Origin of the sequence: Streptomyces sp. NPDC046887 (assembly GCF_040644755.1) — a bacterium.
Lineage (GTDB): Bacteria > Actinomycetota > Actinomycetes > Streptomycetales > Streptomycetaceae > Streptomyces > Streptomyces lichenis.
This window is the reverse complement of record NZ_JBEYXH010000002.1, coordinates 136,349-152,683: the sequence shown is the minus strand read 5'-3', so window position 1 is coordinate 152,683 and position 16,335 is coordinate 136,349. Positions and strand designations below refer to the sequence as shown.

Here is a 16,335-nt window from a genome sequence, read left to right as displayed (position 1 = left end):
GGCGCCATGTCCGAGACCCAGCCTGACCACGTTCCCACGGCCCTCGACCTGTCCCTGGACGGCCCGGCGCTGACCGCCGCCCTGGTCGACTTCCCGTCGGTCAGCGGCACCGAGAAGCCGCTCGCCGACGCCATCGAGGAGGCCCTGCGCGCCCTTCCGCACCTGAGGGTGGACCGGCACGGCAACAACGTGGTGGCCCGCACCGACCTCGGCCGGTCGGAGCGGGTGGTGCTCGCCGGGCACATCGACACCGTGCCCATCGCGGACAATGTGCCCTCCCGGTTGGACGAGGAGGGTGTGCTGTGGGGCTGCGGCACCTCCGACATGAAGTCCGGGGTGGCCGTGCAGCTGCGGATCGCCGCCACCGTGCCCGCCCCCAACCGCGACCTCACCTTCGTCTTCTACGACAACGAGGAGGTCGCCGCCCACCTCAACGGCCTCGGGCATGTGGCCGAGGCCCACCCCGACTGGCTGGCCGGGGACTTCGCCATCCTGCTGGAGCCGTCCAACGGGGAGGTGGAGGGCGGTTGCCAGGGCACCCTGCGGGTCAAGCTGCGGCTGACCGGTGAGCGGGCGCACTCCGCGCGCTCCTGGATGGGCTCCAACGCGGTGCACGCCGCCGCCCCGATCCTGGCGAAGCTCGCCGCGTACCAGCCGCGCCGGCCGGTGATCGACGGGCTGGAGTACCACGAGGGGCTGAACGCGGTGGGCATCGAGGGCGGGGTGGCCACCAATGTCATCCCCGACGAGTGCGTGGTCACCGTCAACTACCGCTACGCGCCGGACCGCTCCATGGCGGAGGCGGAGGCGCACGTCCGCGAGGTGTTCGCGGACTGCGAGGTCGCGGAGATCATCGTGGACGACCACACCGGCGGCGCCCTGCCCGGCCTCTCCCACCCCGCGGCGGCCGCCTTCATGGCCGCGGTGGGCGGCGCCGCCAAGCCCAAGTTCGGCTGGACCGACGTCTCCCGGTTCAGCGCGCTGGGCGTCCCCGCGGTCAACTACGGCCCCGGCGAACCGCTGCTCGCCCACAAGCGGGACGAGCGGGTGGCGGTGGAGCGGATCACCCACTGCGAGCGGCGGCTGTACGACTGGCTCACCGCCTGACCCCGGGGGCGGCCGCCGTCCGGCCCCCGGCATCCCGGGGGCCGGTGTCCCCGGCCCTCCGCCCGCTCCCCGACTCCCTGACCTTCGTAATTTCCCGAATCTCCATCTTCCGCGGCCTACTCTGAGCGGAGAACGAAGGTCAGCGGAGGGAGTCAGGTCATGGGGAACCCCGAGGCCGAGGCGGAAGGACTGCGGGCGCTCGCCGAGCAGCGACTGGGACCGGTGGTGCGCCGGCGTGAGCAGATGCAGCCCGGCACCACGGACCAGCGGCTGCTGGACACCGACGGCGGCGACAGCGAATGGGTGCACACCGACCCGTGGCGGGTGATGCGTATCCAGTCGGAGTTCGTGGAGGGCTTCGGCGCCCTCGCCGAACTGCCGAGCGCCATCAGCGTCTTCGGCTCCGCCCGCACCCCGCAGGACAGTCCGGAGTACGACGCGGGCATCCGCATCGGCCGCGCCCTGGTGGACGCCGGGTTCGCGGTGATCACCGGCGGCGGGCCGGGCGCCATGGAGGCCGCCAACCGGGGCGCCCGGGAGGGCAAGGGCGTCTCGGTCGGGCTCGGCATCGAGCTCCCCTTCGAGCAGGGGCTCAACCCGCATGTCGACATCGGCGTCAACTTCCGCTACTTCTTCGTACGGAAGACGATGTTCGTGAAGTACGCGCAGGGCTTCGTCGTCCTGCCGGGGGGCCTGGGCACCCTGGACGAGCTGTTCGAGGCGCTCACCCTGGTGCAGACCCGCAAGGTCACCCGGTTCCCGATCGTGCTGTTCGGCACCGCCTACTGGTCGGGCCTGGTCGACTGGCTGAAGAACACCGTGGTCGCCCAGGGCAAGGCCTCCGAGCGGGATCTGCTGCTGTTCCATGTCACCGACGACGTGGACGAGGCGGTCGCCCTGGTCACCAAGGAGACCGGCCCCAACACGCCGTAAGTGAGTGCGCCGGCCGTCAGGCCAGCCCCCGGCGGGCGACCGCCGGGGGACGGTGGCCGGCGATCGAGGCCACCATGTCCAGCACCTGGCGGGTCTCCGCCACCTCGTGCACCCGGTACACCTGGGCGCCCAGCCAGGCCGAGACGGCCGTGGTGGCCAGGGTGCCCACCACCCGCTCCTTGACCGGGCGGTCCAGCGTCTCGCCCACGAAGTCCTTGTTGGAGAGCGAGACCAGCACCGGCCAGCCGGTCTCCGTCATCTCGCCGAGCCGGCGGGTCGCCTCCAGGCTGTGCCGGGTGTTCTTCCCGAAGTCATGGCCGGGGTCGATCATGATGCCGTCCCGCCGCACGCCCAGCGCCACGGCCCGCTCGGCCAAACCGAGGGTCACCCGGAGCACATCGGCCATCACATCCTCGTACGCCACCCGGTGCGGCCGGGTCCGCGGATCGGCGCCGCCGGCATGGGTGCACACCAGCCCCGCCCCGTAACGGGCCGCCACCTCCGCCAGCTTGGGATCCACCCCGCCCCAGGCGTCGTTGAGCACATCGGCGCCCGCCTCGCAGACCGCCTCGCCCACCTCATGGCGCCAGGTGTCCACGCTGATCACCACGTCCGGGTGGCGGCGGCGCACCTCGGCGACGAAGCCCACCGTGCGGCGCGCCTCCTCCTCGGCGGAGACCTCCTCACCCGGCCCGGCCTTCACCCCGCCGATGTCCACGATCGCCGCGCCCTCGGCCACCGCCTGCTCGACCCGGGCGAGCGCCGGCTCGTCGGCGAAGGTGGCGCCCTGGTCGTAGAAGGAGTCCGGGGTCCGGTTCACGATGGCCATCACCACCGGTTCGCGGGTGTCGAACTCCCGCCGTCCCAAGCGCAGCATGCCGCTCCGTCCTCGCTGATCCCGGCTCTGTCGCCGCTCCCGCTGTCGCCTGGAACCCTAGCCGTCGGCGCCTCATGGCACGATCAGGGCTGAGACGAGTTCCGCTCCCCGGGGAAGGCACGCCTGTGTTCTGGTTCTTGCTGATCGCGATGGTCGTGGTCATCGCCGCGGTCACCCTCGCGGTCGTCGGCGGCGGCGAGAGCGAGGTGCTGCCGGAGGCGGCGCCCGAGCAGCTGACCGACCCGCTGCCGCCGACCCGCCCGGCGACCCGGGCGGACATCGAGGCGCTGCGGCTGCCGGTGACGGCCCGGGGCTACCGGATGGCCGACGTGGACGACGTCCTCGGCCGCCTCGGCGCCGAACTGGCCGAACGGGACGCCCGCATCGCCCAGCTGGAGGCCGCCCTCGCCGGGGCGCAGGCCACCGCCGCCGCCGACCGGCCCGGCGCCCCCGGCATGTTCGACAAGCCCCTCGCCCGGCCCGCCGAGGCCGGGGACGACCGGGAGGACGACCGGTGACCGGCGGCGCCGTACCCGGCCCGGACGGCCGCCCGCGCTGCCCCTGGGGGATCTCCAGCGAGGACTACACCGCCTACCACGACGAGGAGTGGGGCCGTCCCGTCCACGGCGACGACGCCCTCTACGAGCGGCTGTCGCTGGAGGCGTTCCAGTCCGGGCTGTCCTGGATCACCATCCTGCGCCGCCGCGACGGCTTCCGCCGCGCCTTCGCCGGCTTCCGCATCCCCGAGGTCGCCGCCTTCACCGACACCGACCGGGAACGGCTCCTTGCCGACCCCGGGATCATCCGCAACCGCGCCAAGATCGACGCCTGCCTGGACAACGCCCGGCGGCTGGCCGACTGGGCCCCCGGCGAGCTGGACGAACTGATCTGGTCCCACGCCCCCGACCCGGCCACCCGCCCCGCCCCGCGCACCCTCGCCGACGTGCCCGCGGTCACCCCCGAGTCCACCGCCCTGGCCAAGGAGTTGAAACGCCGCGGAGTCCGCTTCGTCGGCCCCACCACCGCCTACGCCCTGATGCAGGCCTGCGGACTGGTCGACGACCACCTGGCCGACTGCGCCGCCCGAGGCGGCGCGACCGTCTGACGGGCCCGCCGCAGCCGGACGGTGCCCGGGAGGGGGCGACGGCGGGGACAGCCGTACGGGCTGGAGCGCGGCGTCTGAGGTGGCGGTACGGGTTGAGGCGCGGCGTCTGGGAGGGCGCGGCCGCCAAGGGCGGCGATACGGGCCAGGGCCCGGCAGGTACGGAGCCCGAGTCGGCGGTACGGGCCGGGGCGCGGCGCCCGGGAGGGGCGGGGCCGTCTCCCGTGGGGCGCCGTCCAACCGGTTCGCGCCGCCCGCACGGTCCTGCGGGGCGCGGTGGCCGGGAGGGCAGGGCGGGACCGCCAAGGGCAGCGGTACGGGCCGGGGCGCGGGCCCCGACGGGTGCACCGCCCGGCTCCGGCCCTGCCGCCTTCTCGGCACCGGGTGCACCGTCCGCGCGTCCTGGAGGGCGCGGCGGTCGGGACGGGCGTACGGCCTGGGGCGCGCCGCGCCCGGCTACGGCCCCGCCACCCCCGGCGGCCACCCCGGCCCGGGCCCTGCACGGCGTACCGCCCGGTGCCCGGCGGCCCGGGGCCGCCTCCTGGGGGGGGCGGCCGATCGGTTCGCGCCGCCCGCACGGTCCTGCGGGGCGCGGTGGCCGCGCCCGGTGGGCGGTGCGCCTGGCTGTGGCCCGGGTCCATTCTCCGGCGGCCACCCCGGCCCCCGGCGGCGCAGCCGCCCCCTCAGTGGCCCAGGTAGACCGGCTTCTCCTTGGCGACGAAGGCGCGGACCGCGATGGCGTGGTCCTCGGAGGCGCCCGCGCGCATCTGGAGCTCGCCCTCCTTGTCCAGGGCCTCGTCCAGGCCGTGCCCGGCGCCGTAGGCCAGGGACTCCTTGATCGCGGCGTAGGCGAGGGTCGGCCCGGCGGCCAGGGTGCGGGCCACCGCGAGGGACTGCTCGGCCAGTTCGGCGGCCGGCACCACCTTGTTGGCGATGCCCAGCTCGTACGCCTCCTGCGCCGGGATCGACCGCGGGAAGAACAGCAGCTCGGCGGCGCGGCCGGGGCCCACCACCCGGGGCAGCGTCCAGGACACGCCGGAGTCCGCGGTGAGCGCCACCCCGGCGAACGCGGTGGTGAAGGAGGCGGTGTCGGCCACCACCCGGTAGTCCGCGGCCAGCGCGAAGCCGAACCCGGCGCCCGCGGCCACCCCGTTCACCCCGGCCACCACCGGCTTCGGCATGCCCGCGATGGCCCGCACGATCGGGTTGTAGTGCTCGGCCACCGTGGTCATCACGGAGTCCGGGTTCTCGGCGAGCAGCCCCATGTGCTCCTTGAGGTCCTGGCCGACGCAGAACGCCCGGCCCGTCGCGGTCAGCAGCACCGCGCGCACCGCCTCGTCCCCGCCCGCCGCCCGCAGGGCCTCCCGCAGCGCCTCCTTGGCCTCGATGCTCAGCGCGTTCATGGCCTCGGGCCGGTTCAGCGTGATCGTCGCCAGTCCGTCGGTCACCTCGTACAGCACGGTGTCGGCCATGGATCCTCAGGTCCCCTCGCTCGGTGACGGCGTTGTCCCGCCCAGCATGGCGGAGATCATCGGGCCCCGGAACGCGGCCCGGGGTGTGACCTGCGTCAAAGGAGGGCGCTCGGGTCGAGCCGCGGCGGGGGCGCAGTATCGCAGGCGGATCGCCGAATTATGCGCTTTTGCGAAAGCGCGTTGCCCAAGCGATGCCGCCCGATGTTGGTCATCGGGTGCGGCCATGCGGGATAATGAGCGGGTAGCAATGTGTTCGATGCCGGTGAGGTGTGCCCATGCCAGAGGGCCGTCGGCTGACGATGAGCTGGTTTCAGGAAGGGGAACGAGCATGGCGGCCATGAAGCCGCGGACGGGCGACGGCCCGCTCGAGGTGACCAAGGAGGGGCGGGGCATCGTCATGCGCGTTCCGCTCGAAGGCGGCGGTCGGCTTGTCGTCGAGCTGACCCCGGACGAGGCTCGCGCCCTCGGCGACGCACTGAACAACGTCGTCGTCTAAGCGCCGAAGCCCGCGGCACCGCAGCGCCGCAGCCCTCCACGGTTCTCGAAGCGCCACTTCTGTGGGTCCGCCCCGGCACGGTACACACCGCGCCGGGGCGGTCGTGTTTCCCGGGGTTTCCCCAGGTTTCCCGGGTTTCCTCGGGTTTCCCCAGGTTCCCCGGGGGCCTCAGGGGCGGCGCACCGCGCAGAGGAGGCCGTCGCCGACCGGGAGCAGGGAGGACAGCAGCTCCGGGCTCTCCCGGACCGCCCGCAGCAGCTCCCGCAGCCGCAGCACCTCCGGCGGCTGGGCCGCCGAGTCCACCGTGCGGCCGTCCGCGAAGACGCCCTCGAAGCAGACCAGTCCGCCGGGGCGGAGCAGGCGCAACGATTCAGCGAGATAGTCCAGGCTCTCCGTGCGGTCGCCGTCGCAGAACACCAGGTCGTATCCGCCGTCCGCGAGCCGCGGCAGCACATCCAGCGCCCGGCCTGGGATGAACCGCGCCCGGTTGCCCGCGAATCCGGCCGCCCGGAACGCCTGCCGGGCGAACTGCTGCCGCTCCGGCTCCGGGTCCACGGTGGTCAGCACCCCGTCGGGGCGCATCCCGAGCAGCAGATAGATCCCGGACACCCCCGTCCCGGTGCCGATCTCGGCCACCGCCTTGGCGTCCGCCGTCGCCGCCAGCATCCGCAGCGCGGCGCCGGTGCCCGGGGACACCGAGGGCAGCCCTGCCTCGCGGGCCCGGTCCCGGGCCCAGCGCAGTGCTTCGTCCTCGGCGACAAAGGCGTCGGCGAACGCCCAGCTCGTCTGCCGGTTGGCGGTAATGACCCTCTCCCGTCCCCGTAGTTCGGCAACGGTGACTGTATCCGTTCGGCGCCGGGAACCCGCAGATGGGAGTACGCGTTGGAAGAGGGTGGGAGACAGGGTGGAAAACGGGACGGGGGCCGGGACGGAGAACGGACCGGGGATCGGACCGGGGACAGGGCCGGGGATCGGGACGGAAACGGGCCGTCACCGGCCCGGCGGACAGTCTGATCCGGCACCGGTCCGGCACGGCGACGGCAGGCCCGGCACCGCACCGCGAAGCCCGTCCCAAATGCACGTAAAGATTCTTATCCGGAGCTAACGGACGGGGTGGCTATGGTAGGGGCTCCACTGGACACCACCAGAGCCGACAGGGGAGGTGCGGCTGTTCCTGCGGGACACCGGGGCGTGTCGCGGCTGCGACGCCTCCTAGGGTCGGCGGGTGAGCCGAAATCCGTGACCGACACCGCTGACCGTTCCAAGCCCGCCGACTCCGCGCCCACCACCGCGACCTTCGCATCGGACGCGGAATCGCAGGCGTGGGCTCCTCCGACCTGGGAGGAGATCGTCAGTACCCACAGCGGCCGCGTCTACCGCCTCGCCTACCGGCTGAGCGGCAACCAGCACGACGCCGAGGACATCACCCAGGAGGTCTTCGTCCGCGTCTTCCGCTCGCTGTCCAGCTACACGCCCGGCACCTTCGAGGGCTGGCTGCACCGCATCACCACCAACCTCTTCCTGGACATGGTGCGCCGCAGGCAGCGCATCCGCTTCGACTCGCTCGGCGACGACGCGGCGGAGCGGCTGCCCAGCAAGGAGCCGGACGCCCAGCAGATCTTCCAGGACACCCACTTCGACGCCGACGTCCAGCAGGCGCTGGACACCCTCGCGCCGGAGTTCCGCGCCGCCGTGGTGCTGTGCGACATCGAGGGGCTGTCGTACGAGGAGATCGCCGCCACCCTCGGGGTGAAGCTCGGCACCGTCCGCAGCCGCATCCACCGCGGCCGCTCCCATCTGCGCAAGGCCCTCCAGCACCGTTCGCCCGAGGCCCGGGCCGAGCAGCGGGCCTTCGCCGCCCTGACGGGGGAGGTCGGTACGGCGTGAGCGGCACAGGACCCACCCCGGCGGAAGACCACCTCGGGGACCGTCTCGCCGCCCTCGTCGACGGCGAGCTCGGCCATGACACCCGTGAGCGGTGCCTCGCCCACCTCGCGACCTGCGCCCGCTGCAAGGCCGAGGCCGACGCCCAGCGCCGGGTGAAGAGCGTCTTCGCCCAGGCCGCGCCCCCGCCGCCCTCCGCGGGGCTGCTCGCACGCCTCCAGGGGTTGCCCGGGGGTGCTCCAGGAGACGACGGCGGACCCCCGGGCCCCTTCGGCGGACCGCCGGGGCCCCTCGGCCGGCGACGAAGCCCTTTCGCCACCGACCGGGCCGACGGCGGAGGGTACGGAATGAGACCCGGCCCGCTGGAGTACGCGGCCGCCTCCGCCCTCCCCGGCGGACGCGGTCAGGGCTTCCCCATCCACGAGATCCACGAGGTGGCCCGCCGCGAGGCGGAGCGCTCCCCGTGGCGCGGCCGGCGGTTCGCGCTGACCGCCGCCAGCGCGGTGTCCTTCGCGGCCATCGCCCTGGGCGGCGCCCTGCCCGCGGCCGCCCCGGTCGACGTACGCGGCGAGGGCACCGGAAGCAACGTCACCCCGGTGCGCTCGCCCGGCCAGCAGCAGGGCGGCGACCCCGGCCGGCGCCGCGGCTCCGGCCCCGCCCCCGCCGAGCGGCCCGGGCCGCCGACGGGCGTCCCGGCCAGGGCGGTCCAGCAGCCCGCGGCCCCGCTGCGCTCCGGCGCGCCGCCGTTCCTTAACGCGACCCACCCGGGCGCCGGGACCGGGGTGCTCAACGCCCCGGTGGCCCCGCCGCTGGTGCGGCCCGCCGGGCAGGGGCCCTATCTGGCCGCGGTCTCCGGGCCGGGCTCGGCCCGCTCCGCCGCACAGGACGCGTCCACCGGTTCCCGGCCGTCCACCGGCCGGCGCTGACCGGTCCGGAACCGGTCGCCCCGCACCGGTCGTCCTCCACCGGGCGCGCGGAACCTGGTTGAATCCAGGGCAGCGCGCCCAGTGGTGCGTTCGGGTGAGGGCAGGCAGCGGGGAGAGCATGGACGACGGGAAGCCCACGGGAAGCACACCGGCGTGGTGGAGCCGCCCCGCGCCCCCACGGCCTCCCACGCCCCCGCCGGCGGCTCCCTCCGACACGGCCCCCCTTCCGGTGGACCCGCCGCCGCGCCTCGCCGCCGTGGATGAGGCCCCGGCGGATGAGGCGTCGGCGGTCGCCGGGACTGCGGTGGCCGCCCCGGTGCCCGCCGCCCCGTTGCCCGCTGCTCCGGGGGAGCGCCCGCAGCCGCTGCACGAGCCGGATGAGTACCGCACCCCGCCCTACGGGGAGCCTGGCCCCTGGGCGCCCGCACCCCCCGTACAGCGCCCGGCGCCGACCCCGGCGCACGGCAGCCCCGTCCCCGCCCCGGCCCCGCCGCCCGGGCATGCCCCGAGCGCGTCGGCGGCCGCCGGGCACCCGGGGCCCGCGCCCCAACCGCTCCAGCCGCCGACCGGGCCGCCGCCCCCTGCCGTACCGGGGCCCGGAGCCGGTCAGGCCCCGCCCTCGCACTCGGCCGCCGGATCGGCGCAGCCCGCGCCGGGGCCCGTACCCCCGGGCGGGCCGGGGCCTGCGACCGGGCCCGCGCAGCCCGTACCGGGGCCCGGAGTCGGACCGTCCCTGTCACCGTCCCCGCCCCCGTCCCAGTGGCTTCAGTACGACCCGTGGAACGCTCCGGGGGCCGCGCCCGTACCGCCGCCGCGGCAGCCGTTCACCCACACCGGTGATCCCGGTCCGGGAAGGGCCCCCCGGCGCCGGCGGCGGCTGCTCGGAGTGGCCGGCGCGCTGGTGTTCGCCGCGCTCGCCGGGGTGGTCGGCGGCGGAGTCGGCGCCTATATCGAGCGCAACGGCGGGCTGACCACCGTGGAACTGCCGCAGGCCGCCCGCGAGGACACCGGCCGGGCCCCCGGCAGCGTCGCCGGGATCGCGGCCAGCGCGCTGCCCAGCGTGGTCACCATCCATGTCAGCGGCGGCGGCGAGCAGGGCACCGGCACCGGCTTCGTGCTCGACAAGCGCGGCCACATCCTCACCAACCACCATGTGGTGGACCCCTCGGGCAGCTCCGGGGAGATCGCGGTCACCTTCAGCGGGGGCGAGACGGCCGCCGCCGAACTGGTCGGCAAGGACGCGGGCTACGACCTGGCCGTGATCAAGGTCAAGGGCGTCTCCGGGCTGAAGCCGCTGCCGCTGGGCAACAGCGACAGTGTCCGGGTCGGCGACCCGGTGGTGGCGATCGGCGCCCCCTTCGACCTCCAGAACACCGTGACCTCCGGGATCATCAGCGCCAAGGGGCGGCCGATCACCGCGGGCGGCGAGGAGGGGGACGGCAGCGACATCAGCTATGTCGACGCCCTCCAGACCGACGCGCCGATCAACCCCGGCAACTCCGGCGGCCCGCTGGTCGACGACCGGGCCCGGGTCATCGGCATCAACAGCGCCATCCGGGCCGCCGACGGCGGCTCCGGCTCGGAGGGCGGCCGGGCCGGGTCGATAGGGCTGGGCTTCGCGATCCCGATCAACCAGGGCAAGCGGGTCGCCGAGGAGCTGATCAACACCGGCAAGGCGACCCACCCGGTCATCGGGGTCAGCCTCGACATGAAGTACACCGGCGACGGCGCGAAGGTCGGCACCAAGGGCCAGGACGGCGCCCCGTCCGTGGTCCCGGACGGCCCCGCCGCCAAGGCCGGCATCCGCTCGGGCGATGTCATCACCCAGGTGGACGGGGAGCGGGTGCACAGCGGCGAGGAGCTGATCGTCAAGATCCGCGCCCACCGCCCCGGCGACCGCCTCCGGCTCACCCTGGAGCGGGGCGGCAAGGAGGAGACCAGGACCCTGACCCTGGGCTCCGCCGGGGACTGAACGCGCCGCCGCCCCGCCCGTCCCCGGTCCGCCCGCCCGGTCCGGGGACGGGCGGTACCGCCCCGGCGGGGCGGCCAGGTACCGTGGAACGGCCCGGCGTGCCCCGGACCGGACCGGGCGGACCCTGTGGAGGAGCGGCAAGGTGTTCAACGACATAGGCGCACTTGAGCTGGTGGTGCTCGTGATCCTTGCCGTGCTCATCTTCGGCCCGGACAAGCTGCCGAAGCTGATCCAGGACATCTCCGGCTTCGTCCGGAAGATCCGGGACTTCTCCGAGAACGCCAAGCAGGACATTCGCACCGAGCTGGGGCCCGAGTTCAAGGACTTCGAGTTCGAGGACCTCAACCCCAAGGCGTTCATCCGCAAGCAGCTCGCCGAGAACGACGACCTGAAGGAGCTCAAGGAGCTCCGCGGCAGCTTCGACCTGCGCAAGGAGATCGGCGAGGTCGCCGACGCGGTGAACGGCCGGGAGGCGGACGTCTCCGTCCCGGCGGCGGTCAACGGCAGCGCCGGCGCCCCCGACCTGCGCAAGCGCACCGCCCCCCCCGCCCCCGGCGACCGCCCCCCCTTCGACGCCGACGCCACCTGAGGCCGGGCCCCGATGCCATCCCGGGCCCGTCCCGGGGCGCCCTACGGCCGTCGGGGCGCCGAGGGTGGCAGCCTTCGGCGCCTGCCCACGGCTCTCGGCGCCCGCGGCCTTCGGCGCGCCCGCGGCTCCGGGCCCAGGCGCCCGTACAACGCCCGCGTGGACCACGCCCGCGCCCCTGTGCCCGGCGGGTTTGAGCCTCCGCGCCCAGCGAGCCCGGGCCCCGCGCCCGGCCGGCCTGAGACAACCCGGACGCCCTGAGCTCGGGGCCCTGGCCCCGACCCGTACCCTCGACACCGCCCGAGCCCCTGCGCCGTACCGGCCGCGCCCCGGCCTCCTGACGGACCCGAACGCGGCGCCCGCCCAGCCCCGCCCCCGCCTGCCCCCGGTCGACCTGAGGCCCGGCCCCGACACCGCCCGGGGTCCCCACCCCGCAACCGGACCGAGGCCCCCGACACCGCCCGGGGGCCGGGCTTCCGGAGTCTGTCCGCCCGGGGTGGATATCCTCTCCCTCTGTCCGGCTGTGAGGACGCCCATGGGACGGGCCCTGCCGGACTCCATGTGACGAGGAGGCGGCCGGGCAGATGGAGACGACGAGTCGGGTGGGGACCGCGGGCCCCGCGCCCGCACCCACCCCACCCACCACCGCGTCCGCGGGGACCGACGCGGCGCGCCGGCAGGCGGTCGAGGGCTTTGTGCGCGCGACCTTCCCCTGGTACGGCCTGGACGCGGCGTTCACCGGGCCGCGCTGGCTGATGCAGGTCGGCACCTCCGCCGACGGCACGGTGCAGCACGGCACCACCGGCCACGGCGAGGAGCCGTCGATAAGGCCGGACGGCTCCGGACCGGACGACGAGCGGTTCACCGCCGTGGTGACGGTCGCCGCCAGCCCCGTGCGCCGCACCGGGGACGGCACCGGGGTGCTGGACGCCACCAGCGTCTCCTCGGCCGCCTGGCTGGCCGGTTCGGGCCTCCTCGCGTACACCTGGCCGCCGCAGCTCGACCACGCGCTGCGCGACGACTGGCTGGAGCAGCAGACCGAGGCCGCCTTCGCGCTCGCCGACGACCTGGACGGCCCGGAGTGGACCACGCTCTCGCTGCCGGTCGACGGGGTGCCGGTGCCCTTCCACTACCGCGAGTCGGAGTTCGGCTGGGTGCTGGCCGGCACCACCGCGGGCGGCGCCCACATCGGCGCGTACGGCCGCGGTATGAGCGCCTACGGCCTCGGCTTCGCCGTGGTCGAGGACCTGGCCGAGTACAGCGCCTCGTACAGCTGAGGACGTCTGCGTACGGCGAAGGGGGCGGAGCCGGGATCCCGGGTCCGCCCCCTTCCTCGTCGCTCGATACGTCGGCTCAGAACTTGTTGCGCGGGGTGATGCCCAGCGACATCCCCGACAGACCGCGCTGGCGGCCGCCGAGCTTGCCCGCGATGGTGCGCAGTGCCGCCCCGGCCGGGGAGTCGGGGTCGGAGAGCACCACCGGGCGGCCCTCGTCACCGCCCTCCCGCAGCCGTACGTCGATCGGGATCTGGCCGAGCACCGGGACGGTGGCGCCGGTGGTCCGGGTCAGCCCGTCGGCGACCACCTGCCCGCCGCCGGTGCCGAAGACGTCCACCATCTCGTCGCAGTGCGGACAGGGCAGACCCGACATGTTCTCGACCACGCCGACGATCTTCTGGTGGGTCTGCACCGCGATCGACCCGGCCCGCTCGGCGACCTCGGCGGCCGCCTGCTGCGGGGTGGTGACGACCAGGATCTCCGCGTTCGGCACCAGCTGGGCGACCGAGATCGCGATGTCACCGGTACCCGGCGGCAGGTCCAGCAGCAGCACGTCCAGGTCGCCCCAGTAGACGTCCGCCAGGAACTGCTGGAGCGCCCGGTGCAGCATCGGCCCGCGCCACACCACGGGTGTGTTGCCCGGGGTGAACATGCCGATGGAGATGACCTTCACGCCGTTCGCCGAGGGCGGCATGATCATGTTCTCGACCTGGGTGGGGCTGCCGTCCGCGCCCATCATCCGCGGCACGCTGTGGCCGTAGATGTCGGCGTCCACCACGCCGACCTTCAGCCCGTCGGCGGCCATCGCGGCCGCCAGGTTCACGGTCACGGAGGACTTGCCCACGCCGCCCTTGCCGGAGGCCACCGCGTACACCCGGGTCAGCGAGCCCGGCTTGGCGAACGGCACCTCCCGCTCGGCGGTGGTGCCGCGCAGCGCCGCCGCCAGCTCCTTGCGCTGCTCGTCGCCCATCACGTCGAGCTCGACCTCGACCCCGGTGACGCCCTCGACGCGGGAGACCGCCTCGGTGACCCGGGCGGTGATGGTGTCGCGCATCGGGCATCCGGCCACCGTCAGGTAGACCGCGACCGCGACCGTCCCGTCCGCGCCGATCTCCACCGACTTGACCATGCCCAGCTCGGTGATCGGCCGGTTGATCTCGGGGTCGTTCACCGTCGCCAGTGCTTCGCGCACCGCGTCTTCCGTAGCCATAGGGACGATGGTACGGCGCCCGGGCCCGCCGCCGGAAAGCCCGTCAGCGGTCGCCTTCGTCACTCGTCCCGCCGCGGCGGGACGGGAACACCCCGCTCCGCTCACCCGGACCGTCGAGCTCCTTCAGGTCCTTGTACTCCTTGAGCTCCTCCAGCTCGCGCAGATCGCGGACCAGGTCCTCCAGCTCGGAGCGGATCCAGTCCCGGGTGGCGACCTCGCCGAGACCCATCCGCAGCGCGGCGATCTCCCTGGTCAGATACTCGGTGTCGGCGATGGAGCGCTCGTTCTGCTTGCGGTCCTGCTCCAGGTTGACCCGGTCCCGGTCGTCCTGGCGGTTCTGCGCCAGCAGGATCAGCGGCGCCGCGTAGGAGGCCTGGAGGGAGAGCATCAGGGTGAGGAAGATGAACGGGTAGTTGTCGAACCGCAGGTGGGCGGGGGCGAAGATGTTCCACACCACCCACAGGATGATCACCACCGTCATCCAGACGATGAACCGCCCGGTGCCCAGGAAGCGGGCGATCCGCTCGGACAGCCGCCCGAACGCGTCCGGGTCGTAGGAGGGCAGCAGCCGGGGCCGCCGCTCCCGGGGCAGGTCCAGCCTGATCCGGGGCGGGGTGGCCGCCGGCGACCGCTCCTGCGGACCGCGGGCCGCCCGCTCCTGCCCACCGCGGCCGATCCGCTCCTGGGCGGCGCGGCCCGTCCGGTCCTGGGTGTTGCGCTCAGCGGCCACCGGTGACCTCCGTCGATGTGCCGGCCCGGTCCGTGCCACTGTCCGCGCGGCGGTCCGTGCCACTGTCCGTACCGCGGTCCGTGCCATGGTCCGAGCCGCTGTCCTGCCGCCCGATCCCGTCCGGACCGATCTCCTCGGGCGGGTGGAACTCGGTCTCCCGCCAGTCCTCCGGCAGCAGATGGTCCAGTACGTCGTCCACGGTGACCGCGCCCAGCAGCGAACCGCTGTCGTCCACCACCGGCGCGGCGACCAGGTTGTACGCGGCGAGGTGGCTGGTCACCACCGGCAGCGGGGTGTCCGGGGCGAGCGGTCCCAGGTCGGTGTCGACGATCGCCGACACCAGGGTGAACGGCGGGTCCCGCAGCAGCCGCTGGAAGTGCACCGTGCCCAGGTACTTCCCGGTGGGTGTCTCCTCGGGCGGCCGGCACACGTACACCTGCGCGGCGAGCGCGGGGGAGAGGTCCTGGCGGCGCACCCGCGCCAGCGCGTCGGCCACCGTGGCGTCCGGCCGCAGCACGATCGGCTCGGTGGTCATCAGACCGCCCGCGGTGCGCTCCTCGTACGACATCAGCCGCCGTACGTCCGCGGCGTCGTCCGGCCGCATCAGGGTCAGCAGCCGCTCCTTGTCGTCCTCCGGCAGCTCGGAGAGCAGGTCGGCGGCGTCGTCCGGGTCCATCGCCTCCAGCACGTCGGCGGCCCGCTCCTCCTTCAGCTTGCCGAGGATCTCCACCTGGTCGTCCTCCGGCAGCTCCTCCAGTACGTCGGCCAGCCGGTCGTCGTCCAGGGCGGCCGCCACCTCGGCGCGCCGCTTGGGGGAGAGGTGGTGCAGCACATTGGCGAGGTCCGCGGGGCGCATCCGCTCGAAGGTGGCGACCAGGTTCTCCGCGCCCTGGCCCTCCTCCTCCAGCGAGAAGCCGGTCACGGCCGACCACTCCACGGTCAGCGTCTCGCCCCGGCGGCGCAGCGCACCGCCGCCGCCCCGGCGGACGAAGACCTTGTCGATCTCCCAGTCCCGGCGGGCCGGCAGTTGCTGGATGGCCACGTCCAGCACCGTCACCTCGGCGTCGTCCTCGACCAGCCGCACCCGGCGGTCCAGCAGCTCGCCCAGGACCAGCCGCTCGGTGGGACGCTGTTCGAAGCGGCGCACGTTGAGCACGCCGGTGGTGATGACCTGGCCGGACTCGACGCCGGTCACCCGGGTCATGGGCAGGAAGATCCGCCGCCGGCCGATCACCTCGACCACCAGGCCGAGCAGCCGCGGCGGCCGGCGGCCCACCCGCAGCATCGCGACGAGGTCGCGGACCCGCCCCACCTGGTCGCCGTTGGGGTCGAAGACCGGAACGCCGGCGAGGTGTGAGACGAAGATCCGGGGAGCGCCCGCGGCCATGCTCCGCGCCTCCCTTCCGTAGCGGATGTACTCGGGTGTACCTCCGTGTCGGATGTACCGACGCGTGCCGATGAAACCCACAGGTCCGTGCGGCCTCAGGCTAGCCCGTCGGGCTCCCGGCCGCCCAGGCAGGGCGCCCGTACGGCTGCGCCGGGTGCCTCGGCACGGTCCCGCGGAAGGCATTCGTCCGGTTCCGGCCGATGTCGTGCGGGCCCCGCGGAGGCCGTCCGTCCGGCCCCCGGAGGCGTACGCCGGCGGCACCGGTACGCTGCGGTCAGCCGCCCCCGTGGCGCCCCCGATTCCCACCCCGCCACATCCCGCGGCATCCCGCGACCCCGTAATTAACCCGCATCCGGCCCGTATCCGATCCGACCCG

16 protein-coding genes are annotated in these 16,335 nt (G+C 74.5%); 10 read left to right on the top strand and 6 right to left on the bottom strand.

All coding sequences use genetic code 11. The features are described from left to right. The first annotated feature begins 6 nt into the window (after window positions 1-6). Both dapE and ABZ945_RS03720 read left to right on the top strand, forming a co-directional pair. The gene (gene dapE, locus ABZ945_RS03725) at window positions 7-1,107 is read left to right on the top strand and encodes a succinyl-diaminopimelate desuccinylase (protein WP_361263293.1); all 1,101 of its coding nucleotides are present in this window, start codon (window positions 7-9) and stop codon (window positions 1,105-1,107) included. A gap of 159 nt (window positions 1,108-1,266) precedes the next feature. Further along, window positions 1,267-2,040, top strand: a complete 774-nt coding sequence (locus ABZ945_RS03720; protein WP_361263290.1) for a TIGR00730 family Rossman fold protein — start codon at window positions 1,267-1,269, stop codon at window positions 2,038-2,040. Window positions 2,041-2,056: 16 nt separating this feature from the next. On the opposite strand, the gene folP is transcribed toward ABZ945_RS03720, so the two are convergent. Beyond that, window positions 2,057-2,917, bottom strand: coding sequence for a dihydropteroate synthase (folP, locus tag ABZ945_RS03715; protein WP_361263287.1), 861 nt, complete (start codon window positions 2,915-2,917; stop codon window positions 2,057-2,059). A 125-nt stretch (window positions 2,918-3,042) separates the two neighbouring features. On the opposite strand from folP, the gene ABZ945_RS03710 reads away from it, so the two are divergent. Further along, window positions 3,043-3,435 carry a DivIVA domain-containing protein gene (locus ABZ945_RS03710; protein ID WP_361263285.1) on the top strand — a complete coding sequence of 131 codons (393 nt, stop codon included), beginning with the start codon at window positions 3,043-3,045 and terminating at the stop codon, window positions 3,433-3,435. After that, entirely contained in the window at window positions 3,432-4,022 is a 591-nt protein-coding gene (locus ABZ945_RS03705; protein WP_361263282.1) for a DNA-3-methyladenine glycosylase I, read from the top strand. Before ABZ945_RS03710 ends, ABZ945_RS03705 begins: the two co-directional genes overlap by 4 nt. 680 nt (window positions 4,023-4,702) lie before the next feature. On the opposite strand, the gene ABZ945_RS03700 is transcribed toward ABZ945_RS03705, so the two are convergent. Then, window positions 4,703-5,491 (bottom strand): enoyl-CoA hydratase-related protein, encoded by a 789-nt coding sequence (locus tag ABZ945_RS03700; protein ID WP_361263278.1) that lies wholly within the window; start codon window positions 5,489-5,491, stop codon window positions 4,703-4,705. A 328-nt stretch (window positions 5,492-5,819) separates the two neighbouring features. On the opposite strand from ABZ945_RS03700, the gene ABZ945_RS03695 reads away from it, so the two are divergent. Beyond that, window positions 5,820-5,987 (top strand): DUF3117 domain-containing protein, encoded by a 168-nt coding sequence (locus tag ABZ945_RS03695; RefSeq protein ID WP_181160481.1) that lies wholly within the window; start codon window positions 5,820-5,822, stop codon window positions 5,985-5,987. 168 nt (window positions 5,988-6,155) lie between these two features. On the opposite strand, the gene ABZ945_RS03690 is transcribed toward ABZ945_RS03695, so the two are convergent. After that, window positions 6,156-6,791: an O-methyltransferase gene (locus tag ABZ945_RS03690; RefSeq protein WP_248635722.1), complete on the bottom strand. Its 636-nt coding sequence runs from the start codon at window positions 6,789-6,791 to the stop codon at window positions 6,156-6,158. A gap of 315 nt (window positions 6,792-7,106) precedes the next feature. Between ABZ945_RS03690 and sigE the strand changes: the two genes are divergently transcribed. The 5 genes from sigE (at window position 7,107) to ABZ945_RS03665 (ending at window position 12,632) form a co-directional block, all read left to right on the top strand. Beyond that, window positions 7,107-7,874 (top strand): RNA polymerase sigma factor SigE, encoded by a 768-nt coding sequence (gene sigE / locus ABZ945_RS03685; RefSeq protein WP_361263274.1) that lies wholly within the window; start codon window positions 7,107-7,109, stop codon window positions 7,872-7,874. After that, the gene (locus ABZ945_RS03680; protein WP_361263271.1) at window positions 7,871-8,797 is read left to right on the top strand and encodes a zf-HC2 domain-containing protein; all 927 of its coding nucleotides are present in this window, start codon (window positions 7,871-7,873) and stop codon (window positions 8,795-8,797) included. The genes sigE and ABZ945_RS03680 overlap by 4 nt, the downstream gene beginning before the upstream one ends. 118 nt (window positions 8,798-8,915) lie before the next feature. Continuing rightward, entirely contained in the window at window positions 8,916-10,769 is a 1,854-nt protein-coding gene (locus ABZ945_RS03675) for a trypsin-like peptidase domain-containing protein (protein ID WP_361263268.1), read from the top strand. Window positions 10,770-10,911: 142 nt separating this feature from the next. After that, entirely contained in the window at window positions 10,912-11,358 is a 447-nt protein-coding gene (locus ABZ945_RS03670) for a sec-independent translocase (RefSeq protein WP_361263265.1), read from the top strand. A 581-nt stretch (window positions 11,359-11,939) separates the two neighbouring features. Then, on the top strand, window positions 11,940-12,632 hold the full coding sequence (locus ABZ945_RS03665; RefSeq protein ID WP_361263262.1) for a hypothetical protein: 693 nt from the start codon (window positions 11,940-11,942) through the stop codon (window positions 12,630-12,632). A gap of 76 nt (window positions 12,633-12,708) precedes the next feature. Here the strand turns inward: ABZ945_RS03665 and ABZ945_RS03660 are convergent, their stop codons facing one another. From ABZ945_RS03660 to ABZ945_RS03650, 3 genes are all read right to left on the bottom strand, one after another. Further along, complete coding sequence (locus ABZ945_RS03660) at window positions 12,709-13,842, bottom strand: Mrp/NBP35 family ATP-binding protein (RefSeq protein WP_361263259.1); 1,134 nt, start codon at window positions 13,840-13,842, stop codon at window positions 12,709-12,711. A gap of 43 nt (window positions 13,843-13,885) precedes the next feature. Continuing rightward, the gene (locus ABZ945_RS03655; protein WP_361263842.1) at window positions 13,886-14,446 is read right to left on the bottom strand and encodes a DUF1003 domain-containing protein; all 561 of its coding nucleotides are present in this window, start codon (window positions 14,444-14,446) and stop codon (window positions 13,886-13,888) included. Between the two features lie 115 nt (window positions 14,447-14,561). Continuing rightward, on the bottom strand, window positions 14,562-15,959 hold the full coding sequence (locus ABZ945_RS03650) for a CBS domain-containing protein (protein WP_361263256.1): 1,398 nt from the start codon (window positions 15,957-15,959) through the stop codon (window positions 14,562-14,564). Window positions 15,960-16,335 lie beyond the last annotated feature (376 nt).